The sequence below is a fragment of the Nocardioides plantarum genome (assembly GCF_006346395.1).
In the GTDB taxonomy this organism is placed as follows: Bacteria; Actinomycetota; Actinomycetes; order Propionibacteriales; family Nocardioidaceae; genus Nocardioides; species Nocardioides plantarum.
The window spans coordinates 35,310-51,382 of record NZ_VDMS01000001.1 but is presented as its reverse complement, the minus strand read 5'-3'; the positions used below and the strand labels follow the sequence as shown (position 1 = coordinate 51,382).

Annotated in this window: 17 protein-coding genes, 1 pseudogene and 1 riboswitch; of the genes and pseudogenes, 15 read left to right on the top strand and 3 right to left on the bottom strand. The window is 74.2% G+C overall.

Going from position 1 to position 16,073, the window contains the following annotated elements; all coding sequences use genetic code 11:
- The first annotated feature begins 161 nt into the window (after nt 1–161).
- From FJQ56_RS00265 to FJQ56_RS00245, 5 genes are all read left to right on the top strand, one after another.
- Entirely contained in the window at nt 162–2,204 is a 2,043-nt protein-coding gene (locus FJQ56_RS00265) for a primosomal protein N' (protein WP_170215211.1), read from the top strand.
- 67 nt (nt 2,205–2,271) lie between these two features.
- On the top strand, nt 2,272–2,817 hold the full coding sequence (def, locus tag FJQ56_RS00260) for a peptide deformylase (protein ID WP_140007225.1): 546 nt from the start codon (nt 2,272–2,274) through the stop codon (nt 2,815–2,817).
- Nucleotides 2,817–3,746, top strand: a complete 930-nt coding sequence (gene fmt, locus FJQ56_RS00255) for a methionyl-tRNA formyltransferase (RefSeq protein WP_140007224.1) — start codon at nt 2,817–2,819, stop codon at nt 3,744–3,746. Before def ends, fmt begins: the two co-directional genes overlap by 1 nt.
- Nucleotides 3,743–4,174, top strand: a complete 432-nt coding sequence (locus FJQ56_RS00250) for an MmcQ/YjbR family DNA-binding protein (protein ID WP_140007223.1) — start codon at nt 3,743–3,745, stop codon at nt 4,172–4,174. The genes fmt and FJQ56_RS00250 overlap by 4 nt, the downstream gene beginning before the upstream one ends.
- On the top strand, nt 4,167–5,552 hold the full coding sequence (locus tag FJQ56_RS00245; RefSeq protein WP_140007222.1) for an RsmB/NOP family class I SAM-dependent RNA methyltransferase: 1,386 nt from the start codon (nt 4,167–4,169) through the stop codon (nt 5,550–5,552). Before FJQ56_RS00250 ends, FJQ56_RS00245 begins: the two co-directional genes overlap by 8 nt.
- A gap of 2 nt (nt 5,553–5,554) precedes the next feature.
- Here FJQ56_RS00245 and FJQ56_RS00240 read toward each other — a convergent pair whose 3' ends face one another.
- Complete coding sequence (locus FJQ56_RS00240; protein ID WP_246083918.1) at nt 5,555–6,280, bottom strand: AAA family ATPase; 726 nt, start codon at nt 6,278–6,280, stop codon at nt 5,555–5,557.
- A 23-nt stretch (nt 6,281–6,303) separates the two neighbouring features.
- Here FJQ56_RS00240 and ligD point away from each other — a divergent pair, with 23 nt between their 5' ends.
- The 10 genes and pseudogenes from ligD to ribH all read left to right on the top strand — a co-directional run bounded on the left by ligD (nt 6,304) and on the right by ribH (nt 13,808).
- Nucleotides 6,304–7,281 carry a non-homologous end-joining DNA ligase gene (ligD, locus tag FJQ56_RS00235; RefSeq protein WP_140007221.1) on the top strand — a complete coding sequence of 326 codons (978 nt, stop codon included), beginning with the start codon at nt 6,304–6,306 and terminating at the stop codon, nt 7,279–7,281.
- Entirely contained in the window at nt 7,278–7,772 is a 495-nt protein-coding gene (locus FJQ56_RS00230; protein WP_140007220.1) for an AAA family ATPase, read from the top strand. Before ligD ends, FJQ56_RS00230 begins: the two co-directional genes overlap by 4 nt.
- Nucleotides 7,773–7,796: 24 nt before the next feature.
- A complete protein-coding gene (gene rpe, locus FJQ56_RS00225; RefSeq protein ID WP_140007219.1) occupies nt 7,797–8,471 on the top strand; it encodes a ribulose-phosphate 3-epimerase in 675 nt (224 codons plus the stop codon).
- Nucleotides 8,468–8,917 (top strand): maleylpyruvate isomerase N-terminal domain-containing protein, encoded by a 450-nt coding sequence (locus FJQ56_RS00220; protein ID WP_140007218.1) that lies wholly within the window; start codon nt 8,468–8,470, stop codon nt 8,915–8,917. Before rpe ends, FJQ56_RS00220 begins: the two co-directional genes overlap by 4 nt.
- Nucleotides 8,918–9,023: 106 nt before the next feature.
- A pseudogene (locus FJQ56_RS23010) lies at nt 9,024–9,125 on the top strand (DUF2510 domain-containing protein); the annotation flags it as partial.
- Nucleotides 9,126–9,359: 234 nt separating this feature from the next.
- A complete protein-coding gene (locus FJQ56_RS22560; protein ID WP_246083917.1) occupies nt 9,360–9,758 on the top strand; it encodes a hypothetical protein in 399 nt (132 codons plus the stop codon).
- 343 nt (nt 9,759–10,101) lie between these two features.
- A riboswitch (FMN riboswitch) is annotated at nt 10,102–10,231 on the top strand.
- Between the two features lie 97 nt (nt 10,232–10,328).
- On the top strand, nt 10,329–11,402 hold the full coding sequence (ribD, locus tag FJQ56_RS00210; RefSeq protein WP_246083916.1) for a bifunctional diaminohydroxyphosphoribosylaminopyrimidine deaminase/5-amino-6-(5-phosphoribosylamino)uracil reductase RibD: 1,074 nt from the start codon (nt 10,329–10,331) through the stop codon (nt 11,400–11,402).
- Nucleotides 11,402–12,046 carry a riboflavin synthase gene (locus tag FJQ56_RS00205; protein ID WP_140007216.1) on the top strand — a complete coding sequence of 215 codons (645 nt, stop codon included), beginning with the start codon at nt 11,402–11,404 and terminating at the stop codon, nt 12,044–12,046. The genes ribD and FJQ56_RS00205 overlap by 1 nt, the downstream gene beginning before the upstream one ends.
- The gene (locus FJQ56_RS00200) at nt 12,043–13,323 is read left to right on the top strand and encodes a bifunctional 3,4-dihydroxy-2-butanone-4-phosphate synthase/GTP cyclohydrolase II (protein WP_140007215.1); all 1,281 of its coding nucleotides are present in this window, start codon (nt 12,043–12,045) and stop codon (nt 13,321–13,323) included. The genes FJQ56_RS00205 and FJQ56_RS00200 overlap by 4 nt, the downstream gene beginning before the upstream one ends.
- Nucleotides 13,320–13,808, top strand: coding sequence for a 6,7-dimethyl-8-ribityllumazine synthase (ribH, locus tag FJQ56_RS00195; RefSeq protein ID WP_140007214.1), 489 nt, complete (start codon nt 13,320–13,322; stop codon nt 13,806–13,808). The genes FJQ56_RS00200 and ribH overlap by 4 nt, the downstream gene beginning before the upstream one ends.
- Here ribH and FJQ56_RS00190 read toward each other — a convergent pair.
- Together FJQ56_RS00190 and FJQ56_RS00185 are read right to left on the bottom strand one after the other, a co-directional pair.
- Nucleotides 13,796–15,316 (bottom strand): DUF6297 family protein, encoded by a 1,521-nt coding sequence (locus tag FJQ56_RS00190; protein ID WP_140007213.1) that lies wholly within the window; start codon nt 15,314–15,316, stop codon nt 13,796–13,798. The two genes, ribH and FJQ56_RS00190, sit on opposite strands and share 13 nt — an antisense overlap.
- Nucleotides 15,313–16,029, bottom strand: a complete 717-nt coding sequence (locus FJQ56_RS00185; RefSeq protein ID WP_140007212.1) for an ABC transporter ATP-binding protein — start codon at nt 16,027–16,029, stop codon at nt 15,313–15,315. Before FJQ56_RS00185 ends, FJQ56_RS00190 begins: the two co-directional genes overlap by 4 nt.
- Between the last annotated feature and the right edge of the window lie 44 nt (nt 16,030–16,073).

The following is a 16,073-nucleotide window of genomic DNA, read 5'->3' as shown; positions in this document are numbered from 1 at the left end:
CGGGGGTCTCGAGGCTCAGGCCTGGCGGCCTTCGCACCTCGACCGGCGTGGGGGTCGGGTCGGGTGGGGTACGTCGGCTGCAGGGGTCTCGAGGCTCAGGCCTGGCGGCCTTCGCACCTCGACCGACGTGGGGGTCGGTGGTCGCTGGTAGACAACGACCCATGAGCCCACGCCCGCCCGACGAGCAGCCCGAGCTGCTGCCGGGGTTGGTGCGCGCGACGCTCAAGGAGTCGCAGGCCAAGGCGCGTGCGACGCGGTCGCGCAAGGCGGCCGAGGCGACGATCACCGAGGTCGACCCGGTCGCGCGGGTGCTGGTCGACGTACCCCTGGCCCACCTCGACCGTCCCTTCGACTACGCGGTGCCCGAGTCGATGGCGGCCGAGGCCGTGGCAGGGGTGCGGGTCAAGGTGCGGTTCGCAGGTCAGGACGTCGACGGCTACGTCCTCGAGCGCACCGACCACACTGACCACGGTGGCCGGTTGGCGCCGCTGCGGCGGGTGGTGAGCGCCGAGCCGGTGCTGACCCCCCAGGTGGCCGGGCTGGTCGGCGACGTCGCGCAGCGCTACGCCGGGGTGCGGTCCGACGTGCTGCGGCTCGCCATACCGCCCCGGCACGCCACGACCGAGAAGAAGCCGCCCGCCGCGGCCCCGGCCGAGCCGCCGACCGTGCCGCAGGCGGCCGGCTGGGACGGCTACGCACCCGGCGAGGCGTTCCTGGCCCACCTCGCCGACGGGGGGAGCCCGCGTGCGGTGTGGGCGGTCGCCCCGGGCGACGACTGGCCGGCCCTGGTGGCCGAGGCGGCGGGGGCCGCGCTGCGCGCGGGGCGGGGCACCGTGGTCTGCGTTCCCGACGGCAAGGACGTCGCCCGCGTCGACGCCGCCCTCACCGCGGCGCTCGGCCCGGGGCACCACGTGACCCTCACCGCCGATGCCGGTCCGGCCGCGCGCTACCGCGACTTCCTCGCGGTCCTGCGCGGCAGCCGTCGCATCGCGGTCGGCACCCGGGCGGCGGCGTTCGCCCCGGTGCGCGACCTCGGCCTGGTCGTGTGCTGGGACGACGGCGACGACCTGCATGCCGAGCCGCGCGCGCCCTACCCCCACACCCGCGAGGTGCTGCTGCTGCGCTCAGAGCGCGAAGGCGCCGCGGCGCTGATCGGCGGCTTCTCCCGCAGCGTCGAGGCGGGCCACCTCACCCGCGGCGGCTGGGCCCACGAGCTCGCCGCCCCCCGTGAGCGCCTGCGTGCGGCGGTCTCCATCGCGGTCGCCGGTGCCACCGACCACGACCGTGCCCGCGACCCCAGCGGCTTCGGCACGCGCATGCCCTCCCAGGTCCACGCCCTCATCAAGCGCGCCCTCGCCGAGGGCCCCGTCCTGGTGCAGACCCCGCGTGCGGGCTACGCCCTGGCCCTGGCCTGCGAGCGCTGCCGCGAGCCGGCCCGCTGCGCCGCGTGCGCCGGGCCGCTCGCACTCACCTCGCCCACCACGCCCCCGGCGTGCCGCTGGTGCGCGACTGCGGCGGTCGGCTGGGCCTGTCCCGAGTGCGGGGCCGCCGGGATGCGCGCTCCCGTGCTGGGCGAGGCGCGCACGGCCGAGGAGCTGGGCCGGGCGTTCCCGAGCACCCGCGTGCGTCAGTCGGCGGGGGAGCACGTGCTGAGCGAGGTGCCCGACGCCCCGGCCATCGTCGTCGCCACCCCCGGGGCCGAGCCGGTCGCCGAGGGCGGCTACGCCGCGGTCGTGCTGCTCGACACCTGGCTGCTGCTGGGGCGCGACGACCTGCGCGCCGCCGAGGAGGCCCTGCGCCGCTGGAGCAACGCGGTCGGCCTGGTGCGTCCCGGCGGCCGGGTCCTCGTCGTGGGCGACCCCACCCACCCCGCCGTCCAGGCGCTCGTGCGCTGGGACCAGTCCGGGTTCGCCCGGCGCGAGGCCGACGAGCGTCGCGAGGCCCGGCTGCCGCCGACCACCCGGCTGGCCACCGTGACCGGCGAGCCCGGAGCCGTCGACGACGCCCTCACCCTGCTCGCGCCGCCACCGCACGTCGAGGTGCTCGGCCCCGTCCCGGCCGGACCCGACGAGGAGCGCCTGGTCCTACGCACCCCGCGGGCCCGCGGCGCCGACCTCTCCCACGCCCTCGGCGAGCTGCAACGGATCCGGTCCAGCCGCAAGCTCGACGCCGTCCGTGTGCAGGTCGACCCCGTGGTGCTGTGACCACCCGGAGGCGCGACCGCCCGGTTCCCTAGACTGACACCTTCATCGCCGACGTCCGAGGAGCTCTGTGGCCATCCAGCCGATCCGGCTCTTCGGCGACCCGGTGCTGCGCCGGACCGCGCTCGAGGTGGTCGACTTCGACAAGGAGCTGCGCACCCTGGTCGCCGACCTGACCGACACCATGCTCGAGGCACCCGGTGCCGGCCTCGCCGCCCCGCAGATCGGCGTCGGCCTGCGCGTCTTCACCTGGTACGTCGACGGCGAGGTCGGTCACCTCGTCAACCCCGACCTGACGCTCTCCGACGAGGTCCAGGACGGTCCCGAGGGCTGCCTGTCGCTCCCCGGTCTGCGCTACGACTGCCGCCGTGCCCGGTCGGTGGTCGCGCGGGGCTGGGACATGCACGGCGAGCCGCTGGTCGTCGAGGGCTCCGAGCTGCTCGCCCGCGCCATCCAGCACGAGACCGACCATCTCGACGGCGTGCTGTTCCTCGACCGGCTCGACAGCGACGCCCGCAAGGCGGCGATGAAGGAGATCCGCGAGTCCGAGTGGTTCGGCCTCGAGCGACCGACGGTGCGGATCAGCCCACACCCGACCCTGGGGAGGAACACCTGATGCGCCTCGTCTTCGCCGGCACCCCCGAGGTGGCGGTCCCGTCACTGGACGCCATCGCGGCCTCGGACCACGAGCTCGTCGGGGTCGTCACCCGGCCCGACGCGCCCTCGGGCCGCGGACGCAAGCTCGTCGCGAGCCCGGTCGCCCAGCGTGCCGAGGCGCTCGGCGTACCCGTGCTCAAGCCCGACCACCCCCGCGACCCGGAGTTCCAGGCCGCGCTGGCCGCGCTGCGTCCCGACTGCTGCCCCGTCGTGGCCTACGGCGCCCTGCTGCCCCAGTCGGCCCTCGACCTGGTGCCCCACGGGTGGGTCAACCTGCACTTCTCGATCCTGCCCGCCTGGCGCGGGGCCGCGCCGGTGCAGCACGCGGTGTGGGCCGGCGACGAGTTCACCGGGGCCACGACGTTCCGCATCGTCAAGGCGATGGACGCCGGTCCGACGTTCGGGGTGATGACCGAGCGGATCCGCCCGACCGACACCGCCGGAGACCTGCTCGGCCGGCTCGCCGAGGGCGGCGCCGGCCTGCTGGTGCAGACACTCGACCACCTCGGGGCCGGCACCATCGAGGCGCGAGAGCAGCCCGACGACGGCGTCAGCCTGGCCCCCAAGATCACCGTCGAGGACGCCGAGGTCGACTGGAGCGAGCCGGCCGTCGCGGTCGACCGCCGCATCCGCGCCTGCACGCCCGCACCGGGCCCCTGGACCCTGCACGAGGGCGAGCGGCTCAAGCTCGGCCCGGTCACCCTCACCGACGAGACCGTCCCGGTGGGCGTCCTCGAGGTCCGCAAGCACGAGCTCCTCGTCGGCACCGCCACGACCGCCGTACGCCTGGGTGAGGTCAAGCCGTTCGGCAAGAAGCAGATGGTCGCGGCCGACTGGGCCCGCGGCGTGCGCCTCGAGTCCGGCGTCCGCCTCGGGGACCCCGCGTGAGCAGTCGTCCCGCCCACGCCGACGACGTCGACAAGATCTGTGCCGCGCTGCCCGAGACCGAGCTCGGCACCTCGTGGGGCGACGTGCCGACCTGGAAGGTGCCGGCCGGCCCGAAGGGCAAGGGGTTCGTGCTCTACCGCAAGCCCAGCCCCACGGCGCTCGACCCCGACACCGGTGAGCCCTACGACGACCTGCTCGTGATCACCACGCCGACCGAGGTCGAGAAGGCGGCGCTCGTCGAGGACCCCGACACCCCGTTCTTCACCGTCGACCACTTCAACAACTACAGCGCCGTGCTGGTGCAGCAGTCCCGGCTGGGCGAGATCAGCCGCGACGAGCTGGCCGAGATCATCACCGACGCCTGGGCCAAGGCGGCACCCAAGCGACTCGTGCGCGAGCACCTCGAGGGCAGGTCCGACCGTGGCTGAGCGTCGCCGGGCGGCACCCGTCGACGCACCGCGACGTGCGGCGTGGGAGGTGCTCAAGGCGGTCCGGGTCGACGACGCCTACGCCAACCTCGTGCTCCCGGCCGTCGTCTCCCACTTCGAGCTCGAGGTGCGCGACGCCGCGTTCACGACCGAGCTCGCCTCGGGCACCCTGCGCTGGCAGGGCCTGTACGACGCCGTGCTCGCCGCCTGCATCGACCGCTCGCTCGCCCGGGTCGAGGCCAAGGTCCTCGACGCGCTGCGCCTCGGCACCCACCAGCTCCTGGCCATGCGGGTGCCGACCCACGCGGCGATCAGCACGACCGTCGACCTGGTGCGCGCGGTCGCCAACAACGACGGCGCCGCCGGGTTCGCCAACGCGGTGCTGCGCAAGGTCGCCGCCCAGGACCGCGACGCGTGGGTCGTCCAGGTGGCGCCGCCCGGAGCCCGGCACGCCGAGATCGCCTACAGCCACCCCGCCTGGATCGTGGCCGAGCTGCGTCGCGCGCTCGGCCCGGCCGCGCAGTCGTCCCCCTCCGACACCGAGGCCGAGCTCGCCGCGCTGCTCACCGCCGACAACGAGCCGCCCCGCGTGACGCTCGTCGCGCGCCCCGGCCGGGCGAGCCGCGACGAGCTGCCTGGCGAGCCGACCCGCTACTCGCCCTACGGCGCCGTGCTCGAGAGCGGTCGTCCGCAGGCCGTGAAGGCCGTGGCCGAGGGCCGCGCCGGGGTGCAGGACGAGGGCTCGCAGCTGGTCGCGGTCGCTCTGGCCCGCGCCGAACTCGGACCCGGACCCGACCGGCTCTGGCTCGACCTGTGCGCGGGCCCGGGCGGCAAGTCCGCGCTGCTCGCCGCGCTGGGCGCCGAGCGCGGAGCCACCCTGGTCGCCACCGAGCGCGCCCCCCACCGCGCCCGCCTGGTCGCCCAGGCGCTGCGCGGTGCTCCCGGGGTGTCCGGCGTCGTGGTCGCCGACGGGCGTCGCCCACCACTGCGACCGGGGTCCGTCGACCGCGTCCTGGTCGATGCCCCCTGCACCGGCCTCGGTGCCCTGCGACGGCGCCCCGAGGCGCGCTGGCGGCGCAAGCCCGACGACCTGCTCGAGCTGGTGCTGCTGCAGCGCTCGCTCCTGGCCGGCGCCATCGACCTCGTGCGTCCCGGCGGGGTCGTGCTCTACGCGACCTGCTCCCCGGTCCTCGCCGAGACCTCCGGGGTCGTGAGCAGCGTGCTCGACACGCGCACCGACGTCGTCCTCGACGACGCCGTCGCGCTGCTGCCCGACGTCCCCGACTGCGCGGGCCCGCTGCCCGGCACGGTGCAGCTGTGGCCACACCGGCACGGCACCGACGCCATGTTCATGGCGCTCCTGCGGCGGACCGACTGAGGTCAGTCCTCCAGCACGTGCCGCAGGTAGCGCCCCGGCTCGTCGAGGTAGGCCCGCCAGTGCTGCACCAGCTCGAGCTCGGCCCACGTCGTACGCCGGTAGCCCCACTCGCCGACCTCGAGGATCGTGGCGCCCGGCAGCGACGCGAGGACGGGGGAGTGGGTGGCGCAGAGCACCTGCGCGCCCTCGCGGGCCAGGTCGTGCAGGCGGCCCAGCAGGGCCAGCGTGGAGGAGAACGACAAGGCGGCCTCGGGCTCGTCGAGGCAGTAGAACGCAGGCCCGTCGAACTTGGCCTCGAGCACCGCCAGGAACGACTCGCCGTGGCTCATCGCGTGGTACTCCGGGTCTCGCGGCCCGCTGTGGGAGTCCATGTAGGTGTACCAGCCGTGCATCGTCTCGGCGCGCAAGAAGAAGCCCCAGCGCGAGGCACCGATGCCCCGCTGCAGCCGGAGGGCCGAGGACAGCCCCGACTCGGTGCCGCGCGTGGCGTGGTCGCTGTGGGTCGACCCGCCCTCGGGCGAGAGCCCGAACGCGATCGCGACCGCCTCGACGAGCGTCGACTTGCCCGAGCCGTTCTCGCCGACCAGGAACGTCACGCCCTTCGGCAGGTCCAACCCGTCCCGCTCGAGCTGCCCCACCGCCGGGATCGTCATCGGCCACTCGCCGGGCAGGACGTCCTCGGAGACCCCGACCTCGACACGGACGACGGGAGGCTGGTCGAAGTCCACGGGAGTCAGACTAGGTTGGGCTCGTGGCGTCGAAGTCCCCCTCGGTCGAGATCGAGGTCGACGACCGCGTGATCCGGGTGAGCAACCCCGACCGCGTCTACTTCCCGGAGTCCGGCGCGACCAAGCACGACCTGGTCGACTACTACCTCGCTGTCGGTCCCGGCATCGTCAACGCCCTCTTCGAGCGGCCCACGATGCTGCACCGCTTCCCCACGGGCCTGGCCGGAGACAAGGTCCACCAGAAGCGGATCCCGCCCGGCGCCCCGGGCTGGGTCGAGACCGTGCGGCTGACCTTCCCCCGCTGGAACCGGACCGCCGACGAGCTCTGCGTCACCGAGCTCGGGGCGGTCATCTGGGCGGTGCAGATGTCGACGGTCGAGTTCCACCCGTGGAACAGCCGGCGCGCCGATCCCGAGAAGCCCGACGAGTGGCGCATCGACCTCGACCCCGGCCCGCTCTCCGACTACGCCCAGGTACGCCGGGTGGCTGCGGTCGCCCACGAGGTGCTCGACGAGCTCGGGGCCGTCGGGTTCCCCAAGACCAGTGGGGGCTCCGGGCTCCACGTCTACGTGCGCATCCGGCCCGACCACGGCCACCGGGCGGTCCGCCGGGCCGCCCTGGCGTTCGCCCGCGAGGTCGAGCGGCGCGCGCCCGACGACGTGACGACCACCTGGTGGCGCAAGGACCGCGACCCCCACCACCTGTTCGTCGACTACAACCAGAACGCCCGCGACCACACCATCGCGGCGGCCTACTCCGTGCGCGGCCTCCCCGACGCCCGGGTCTCCGCCCCCGTGAGCTGGGACGAGGTCGACGACGCCGACCCGCACGACTTCACCATCTTCACCATGCCGGCGCGGTTCGCCGAGATCGGCGACCTGCACGCCGACATCGACGACCCGGCGACCACCTTCGACCTCGCGCCGCTGCTCGAGTGGGCCGACCGCGACGAGGCCGCCGGCGCCGAGACCCCCGACGAGCCCGAGGCGGAGCCGGAATGAGCGACGCGCGTCTGGTGCTCGTCAACGGCATGCCGGGCTCCGGCAAGTCGACCCTGGCCGAGCGCTACCGCACCGACCACCACGGCGTCCTGGTCGTGGAGGCCGACGCGTTGCGGCGCTGGATCGGGGGCGACCCGGCCGACCACGCCGAGGCGTCGCGCCACCTCTCGCTCGCCCTGGCCCGGGCCCACCTCGAGGCCGGGTACGACGTCGTCGTGCCCCAGCTCGTGGCCCGCGTCGACCAGCTCGAGCGATTCGAGCGCGTCGCCGCCGACGCGGGCGCCGAGCTCGTCCACGTGGTGCTCCACGGCGGGGTGGTCGAGGCGCGGGTCCCCGACGAGGCCGTCGAGCACCTCGTCGACTACGCCCACGGCCTGGCCGACGTGCTCGAGCGGCGTCCCGACGTCCACCGCGTCGTCACCCGGCACGGCGACCCCGACGCCGCCTACCGCGACCTCGTCGACCTGCTCGACCCCGACGTCGTCGCCTGACGACGTGTGGCAGGCTCGACCGCCGTGGGACACGTCCAGATCACCCCGAGCATCCTCAACGCCGACTTCGCCGCCCTCGGCGCCGAGGTCGCCCGCATCGGCAGCGCCGACTGGGTGCACGTCGACGTGATGGACAACCACTTCGTGCCCAACCTGACCTTCGGCCCGACCATGGTCGAGGCGCTCGCGCGCAGCACCGACATCCCCCTCGACGCCCACCTGATGATCGCCGACGCCGACCGCCACGCCCCGGCGTACGTCGAGGCCGGGTGCGCCTCGGTGACCTTCCACGTCGAGGCGACCGCGGCGCCGGTGCGGCTGGCCCGCGAGATCCGGGCCGCCGGGGCGCGGGCGAGCATGGCGCTGCGCCCGGCGACGCCCATCGATCCCTACGAGGCGCTGCTGCCCGAGCTCGACATGCTCCTGCTGATGACCGTCGAACCGGGGTTCGGCGGCCAGCGGTTCCTCGACCTGGTGCTCCCCAAGATCCGCCGGGCTCGCGAGCTGGTCGCCAAGCACGGCGTCGAGACGTGGATCCAGGTCGACGGCGGGGTCTCCCTCGAGACCATCGGTCGCTGCGCCGAGGCCGGCGCCGACGTCTTCGTCGCGGGCAGCGCGGTCTACTCGGCCGACGACCCCGACCGGATGGTGGCCGAGCTGCGCGCCGCCGCGGAGGCGGCCCGCGGGGACCGGGCATGACGGCGTACTCCCGCGGTGTGGAGCTCTTCCGCGCCGCCACGGCCGACCTGACCGCCGCCGAGCTCGACCTGCCGGTGCCGTCGTGCCCCGGCTGGACGATCTCCGACGTGGTCACCCACGTCGCCGACAACCACGCCGCGGTGCTGGCTGCACACGGGGTCGACCACGAGTCCGCCGACCTGCTCGCGGCCTACGACGAGCACCTCACCCGGCAGCCGCGCGCCATCCTGGAGGCCGTCGAGCTGACCGTGCACGCGTGGGACGTCGCCCGCGCCCGCGGCATGCGCGCCGACCTCGACGACGTCACCCTCGACTTCCTGCTGGCCTTCGCGGTCGACGCGGGGGAGCAGCTCTACGTCGACGGCGAGTTCGAGCTGATGCTGGTCTCGACCGACGTGGGCCGTCAGGCGAGCGTGCTCGCGCTCTACGGCCGCGACGCCCGCTGATTGATCAGTAGAAGCCAGAGCTGCCGCCGAGTCGCGGGGACTGCGCCGATCACCCCCATCTGGCGGTTTGCCCTCGCCGCGGTCAAGACCCGCCTAAGGTCCGGGCATGTCGACGACTCCCGCCGGGTGGTACCCAGACCCCGAGGCCACCGGTCAGCAACGCTACTGGGACGGACAAGGATGGACAGACGCGCGGGCTCCCGAGCACGCTGTCGCTCCTGCACCGGCCTACTCGGCCGCGCGCCTCGACCCGCCGCCTCCCACCCAGCGCCTGCCCGTCGAAGCCCGGTCCACCATTGCCTGGTACCAGCGGAAGCCGGTCCTGGCGGTAGGCGCTGTGGTTGCCCTGCTGGCGATCGGGTCGGCTATCGGCAACGGCGGGTCGGGGTCCGACGACCAGTCGGCCGACCCGAGCTCGGCGGCCGCTGACACGCGCGACACCGTGGCCGACGAGCAGGACGTCGTCGCCGAGGAGCCCTCGGGGGCGGCCACCTCAGCACCGGCCAAGACGCCATCGAAGAAGCCTGCCAAGAAGCCCGCCAAGAAGAAGGAAGCCCCGGGCACCGGAGTCGTCGGCACCGAGGGGCCTGTCGCGGCGGACACCTTCAGCTTGCCTGACGAGACGGGGAAGGTGCTCCAAGCAGCTCAGGATGACGTCCAAGCCGTCAGCGGCAACCCGTTGTTCTTCACCGCATCGGAGGACGCCACCGGTGCGGCGCGGTTCCAGGTGCTCGACAGCAACTGGCAGGTCTGCTCGCAGGAGCCAGCCGGTGGGACCCAGGTCGACATCGACTCGACGATCACGTTCTACGTGGTCAAGCTCGACGAGCTCTGCCCCTGACAAGCGTTGAGCCGCGGCTGTGACCAGGAAGTTGCGCGCGTCTCGGACGTCGGCGCCCCGAGACCTCCCTGAGTGACGCGCCCCGTCGGTCGAGGAACGATCGAGGCGAAGGGACGTGTCGCAGAGGGCCGGGACATGAGTGCGACCAGCCCACACGTGTCGTGGGACGGCTCCCGCACTGGGTATCGCCGCGGCCAGCGACGACGATTCGGATCGTGACGGTGCCGACGGGGCCTTGCCCCCAGAGACGGCCGCGTGCCTGCGGCCGTCTCGCCACGTGACACGTCTCATGGCGAGCCCGACCGACGCGTGTGGCACGATCGAGGAGACGAGCGAACCTTGCTCGCGTGCTCTGGGGTCGGTGCAATTCCGAGCCGGCGGTGACAGTCCGCGACCCGCTCACAGCCAGTGAGCGGTTGACCAGGTGAAAATCCTGGACCGACGGTGAAAGTCCGGATGGTAAGCGCACGCAGGTGGCGGTCGACGTCAGTGCCCGGCCCTCTCGGTCGAGCCTGTCGAGACCTCCGTCGACCCCGGAGTCCGTGAGCCCGACCGGACCGGAGGGGCCCGATGCCGACCACGGCAGCCGAGCACGACGCGATGCGCCGTGCGCTGACGCTGGCCGCGACCCCGGGCGTCCCCATGGTCGCCGACACCCGCCGGGTCGGCTGCGTGCTGCTGGACGACGACGGACGCACGGTCGCGGAGGGCCACCACCGCGGTCCCGGCACCCCCCACGCGGAGGCCGACGCCCTGGCCCGCGCCGGGGCTGCCGCCCGGGGCACCACCGCGGTGGTCACGCTCGAGCCCTGCAACCACACCGGGCGCACCGGACCGTGCACCGAGGCCCTGGTCGCGGCCGGCGTACGCCGGGTGGTCTACGCCGAGGTCGACGCCAACCCGGTGGCCGCCGGTGGACGGGCCGTCCTGGAGGCCGCGGGCATCGAGGTCGAGGCCGGCCTGCTGGCCGACGAGGCCGCGTCGCTGGCGGAGGTCTACCGGGTCGCGCTGCGCGAGCAGCGGCCCTTCGTCACCTGGAAGCTCGCGACGACCCTCGACGGGCGCAGCGCCGCCGCCGACGGCACCTCGCGCTGGGTGTCCTCGACCGCCGCGCGCCGCGACACCCACCGGCTGCGCGCGCTGAGCGACACGATGCTCGTCGGCACCGGCACGATCGCCGTCGACGACCCGCTGCTGACCGTCCGCGACGACCAGGGGCGCCCGGCCGCCGTCCAGCCGTTGCGGGCCGTGATGGGCGAGCGCGACCTCCCGCCCGACCGTCGGGTCCTCAACGACGACGCCGAGACGGTCCACCTGCGCACCCGGGACCCGTACGCCGCTCTCGCCACGCTGTGGGACGACGGCCGCCAGCACGTCTTCCTCGAGGGAGGGCCGACCCTGGCCGCCGCGTTCCTGCGCGCCGGTCTCGTCGACCGCGTCGTGGCCTATGTCGCCCCGATGTTCCTGGGGTCCGGGCTCTCCTCGGTGGCCGACCTCGGAATCACCACCATCGCCGCGGCGTTGCGCCCCACGGTCACCGACGTGACCGTGCTGGCCGGCGTCGACGGCGAGGAGCCCAACGTCCGCTTCACGATGTCGGCGGTCGAGCCTGTCGAGACCCCGCACCACCCGAAGGAGACCTGATGTTCACCGGAATCGTCGAGGAGCTCGGCACCGTCGAGGCGGTCGAGGACCAGGGCGACGCGATCCGCCTCACCGTCCGCGCCGCGACCGTGCTCGAGGACGCCGGCCTCGGCGACTCGATCAGCGTCAACGGCTGCTGCCTGACCGTGACCACCCACGACGGCGAGCTCTGGACCGCCGACGTCATGCAGGAGACGCTCGACAAGACCAGCCTGCAGGGCGTCGCGCCCGGCGACCGCGTCAACCTCGAAAGGGCCGTCACCGCCGACAAGCGCCTCGGCGGCCACATCGTGCAGGGCCACGTCGACGCCGTCGGTCACGTCGTACGCCGCCAGCCGAGCGAGCACTGGGAGCTCGTCGAGGTCTCGATGCCGCCCGCCCTCGGCAAGTACCTCGTCGACAAGGGATCCGTCACCGTCGACGGCGTGAGCCTGACGGTCGTCGAGGCCGGGCCCGAGTCGTTCACGATCAGCCTGATCCCCGAGACCCTCGCCCGCACCACCCTCGGCCTGCGCCAGCCCGGCGACCGGGTCAACCTCGAGGTCGACGTGCTGGCCAAGCACGTCGAGAAGCTCCTGGCCGCCCGCCTCGACGCCGTCGCACCCTCCACGAACAGCGCAGCACCAGAAGGAGTCACGCCATGACCTACCCCGGCATCGACGAGCAGCACGGCGGCGTGCGCCTCGACAGCGTCGAGCGCGCGATCGCCGACATCGCGGCCGGCAAGGCCGTCGTCGTGGTCGACGACGAGGGACGGGAGAACGAGGGCGACATCATCTTCGCGGCCAGCAAGGCGACGCCGGAGCTGATGGCGTTCACGATCCGCCACTCCAGCGGCGTGATCTGCGTGCCGATGCCGGGCTACATGCTCGACCGGCTCGAGATCCCGCTGATGACCCCGCACAACAAGGACAAGCTGCGTACGGCGTACACGATCTCGGTCGACGCCCGCGACGGCGTCTCCACGGGCATCAGCGCCGCCGACCGGGCCCACACCGCCCGGGTGCTGGCCGACAGCGCGACCGAGCCGTGGGAGCTCACCCGCCCCGGGCACGTCTTCCCGCTGCGCTACACCGACGGGGGAGTGCTGGCCCGCCGCGGTCACACCGAGGCCGCGGTCGACCTGGCGACGCTCGCCGGTCTCACGCCGGCCGGCGTCCTGGTCGAGGTCGTCAACGACGACGGCACGATGAAGCGCGCCGCCGAGCTGCGCGCGTTCGCCGACGAGCACGACCTGGCGATGATCTCCATCGAGGACCTGGTCCGCCACCGCCGCCGCACCGAGAACCTCATCGAGCGCGTCGCCGAGACCCGGCTGCCCACCCGCCACGGCGACTTCACCGCCTTCGGCTACAAGGTCACCGTCGACGACTCCGAGCACATCGCCCTGGTCTACGGCGACGTCAGCGGCCCCGAGCCGGTGCTGACCCGCGTGCACTCCGAGTGCCTGACCGGAGACGTGTTCGGCAGCGCCCGCTGCGACTGCGGTCCCCAGCTCGACGAGGCGCTCGAGCGCATCGTCGCCGAGGGCCGCGGCGTCGTCGTCTACCTCCGGGGCCACGAGGGACGCGGCATCGGCCTGGTCGCCAAGCTGCAGGCCTACCAGCTGCAGGACGGCGGACGCGACACCGTCGACGCCAACCTCGACCTGGGCCTGCCCGCCGACGCGCGCCACTACGGCACCGCCACCCAGGTCCTCAAGGACCTCAAGGTCGAGTCCGTGCGACTGCTGACCAACAACCCCGACAAGGTCCACAACCTCGAGCTGTACGGCGTGCCCGTGGCCGAGCGGGTGGGCCTCACGCCCCACCCCAACGACCACAACATCGCCTACCTGCTGACCAAGCGTGACCGGATGGGCCACGACTTCCCCGACCTGCACGACCCCAGCACCGACCCCAGCACGGAGGACCTCTCATGAGCGGCCACGGAGCCCCCAGCGCCGAGCCCGTCGACTGCCACGACCTGCGGGTCGCGGTGGTCGCCGCCAGCTGGCACACCGTCGTCATGGACGGCCTGCTCGCCGGCGCCCAGCGGGCGCTGGACACCTACCGGGTCGAGGCGCCCGTGATCGTCCGGGTGCCCGGCACCTTCGAGCTGCCCGTCGTCGCGGGCGCCCTGGCCGCCCAGGGCTACGACGCGGTCGTCGCGCTCGGCGTCGTCATCCGCGGCGGGACGCCCCACTTCGACTACGTGTGCACCGCCGCCACCGACGGCCTGGGCCGGGTCGCCCTCGACCACCAGACCGCCGTCGGGTTCGGCGTCCTGACCTGCGACACCGAGCAGCAGGCCCTGGACCGTGCCGGTCTCGAGGGCTCCAGCGAGGACAAGGGCTACGAGGCCACCTCCGCCGCCCTGGTCACCGCCCAGACCATCAAGCGGATCAAGCGCGGCTACGACGCCTGAGACTTGTCGGGCCGCCCGAGCAACGCGGCGACCACGACCGCCGAGATCAGCAGCGAGATCTCCGCGGCCAGGACCGGGTCGTCCAGCAGCAGCAGCGGTGCGGTCGTGAGCACCAGGACGTCAAAGCCGCGCACGACGCTGCCGTAGAGGTTCGTCGGCACGCCACCTGCCGGCGTCGAGACCATCGGCCGGCCGTAGTCGGGCGGACGCCCGGTCACCCAACGGACCGCCGACGCCGTCGAGGACGCGCCGACGGCCAGTCCGAGCAGCACCGCCGCGCCCGGGGGCGCACCGGTCGCCGTGTCGAGCACGGGCGCGCACAGGAGCCCGAGCAGCAGGAGGACGGCGCCGGGCACGACCGTCGCGGCGCCCTTGGCGTAGGCGGACGGGAAGGGCAGCAGGCGCGACAGGCTCGGGGTCCGCTCGACGACCCGTAGGCCGATGAGCAGGGGCAGCCCGGCCAGGAACCCCGCCAGCGGCGCGAGCAGCAGGACCACGAGGCCGGCGCCCGCGGCCTCGGCGGCGTACGGCACGACGGCGGCGGCGACCGGCAGCACCAGCAGCCGAGGACTGCGTCGCACCCTGGTCAGGTCGGCACGCACGAGCGCCGCGGCCCCGGTGCGAGGACCGCGCCGGGCGCGTCGTGAGCGGACCGGCAGGTGGCCGCGCCAGCGGTGCTCCAGCACCACGTCGTAGGCGAGTGCCAGGTCGAGCGACGACAGCGCGCCCGACAGGCCGGGAGCGAGCGCACCGCCGCGTGAGACGTCGCGGCGGGCCAGCCGTGGCAGCGAGCGCAGGCCGTACGCCGTCGCGGCGAAGGCCCCCGCCGCCGCGACACCGAGCACCAGCCACACCACGTGCGCGTCGGGCTCGGGAGGGTGGACCCCGGTGGTGAGGTCGAGCGCGACGGCGAGCAGGCCACCCCACACCAGGACCCCGGGAAGCCAGGCAGCGACACCGACCCACCGCGCGCCCCGGCTCGAGGCCGGCAGCGACTGGGCGCGTACGCCGACCGCGACGAGTCCCGCCGAGCCCAGCGCCACCGCCCCGGTCAGGGCGGTCGCACCGGCGGGCGACCAGCCGCCGAGCACCGCGCCGGCGGCGGTGACCACCGCCCCCAGGAGCGCGGCGACCACCAGGCCGACCAGCAGCCGCGGGCGGAGCAGGTCACGGCGGTCCACCGGTGTCGGCATCAGCCAGCTGCCGACCGCCGGCGAGACGAAGACCGGCCCGAGCATCCGGGCGACCAGGACGACGCCGGCCACGAACGCCACGGCGACCAGCACCGGCAGCAGGGCCCGTGACCCGGCGCACGCCCCGGCGGCGCACCGCTCGTCGCTCAGCCGTCCGATGCCGAGCACGACGTTGACGGCGATCGAGCCGAGCATCACCGTGGCGAACAGCGCGACGTAGGCGTCACCGAGCACGTCCACGAGCCGGGCGTCGGCGCGGCCGCGGCGCCACGACCGGACCTGCAGCCGCAGCTCGCGCGCCTCGGAGCGCGTCACCTGCGCCTCGGCTTCGGTCTCGGCTTCGACTTGCCCGCGGGCGGCTTCGGCGGCTTCGGCGGGGTCGTCGGGGTCGGCCGGCCCGGCTCGGCTCCGCCGACCTCCACGACCTGGTCGGCGACCGCCGCCACGAGGTCCTGGTCGTGGCTGGCGAACAGGATCGCCAGGCCGTCGCGCTTCTCGGCCCGCAGTCGCGCGGTGAGCCAGGTCAGGCCCTCGGTGTCGAGGCGCTGCTCCGGCTCGTCGAGCACGAGCAGCCGGCGGGGCCGCACGAACGCGGTCGCCAGGGCCAGGCGGCGCCGCTGGCCCGAGGAGAGGGTGTGGGGGAGCTGGCCGGAGTGGCCGATGAGACGCAGCTCGTGCAGCACGTCGTCGACGAGCTCGTCGGCGTCGGGCACCGCGTGGGCCCGGGCCACCAGGTCGAGGTGCTCCACGACGCTGAGGTCGGGGAAGAAGTCGAGGTCGTCGAGCACCGAGGCCAGCATCGCCCGGCACCGGGCGGACCGTTCGTCGAGTGGAGCACCGTCCAGCGTGATGGTGCCCTCCGTCGCCACGTCGGCCCCGGTCACGCAGCGCAGGACCGTCGACTTCCCCGCGCCGTTGGCCCCGACCAGCGCCACCGCCCGCCCGGCCTTCACGTCGAGCGAGAAGCCCTCGAGCACCGTGGCCTCGCCGAAGCGCCGGGCCAGTCCACGAACCTCGAGCAGTGCCATACCGGCCAGTATCCGCGCGTCGCGACCACCGTCGACGGCGGTGC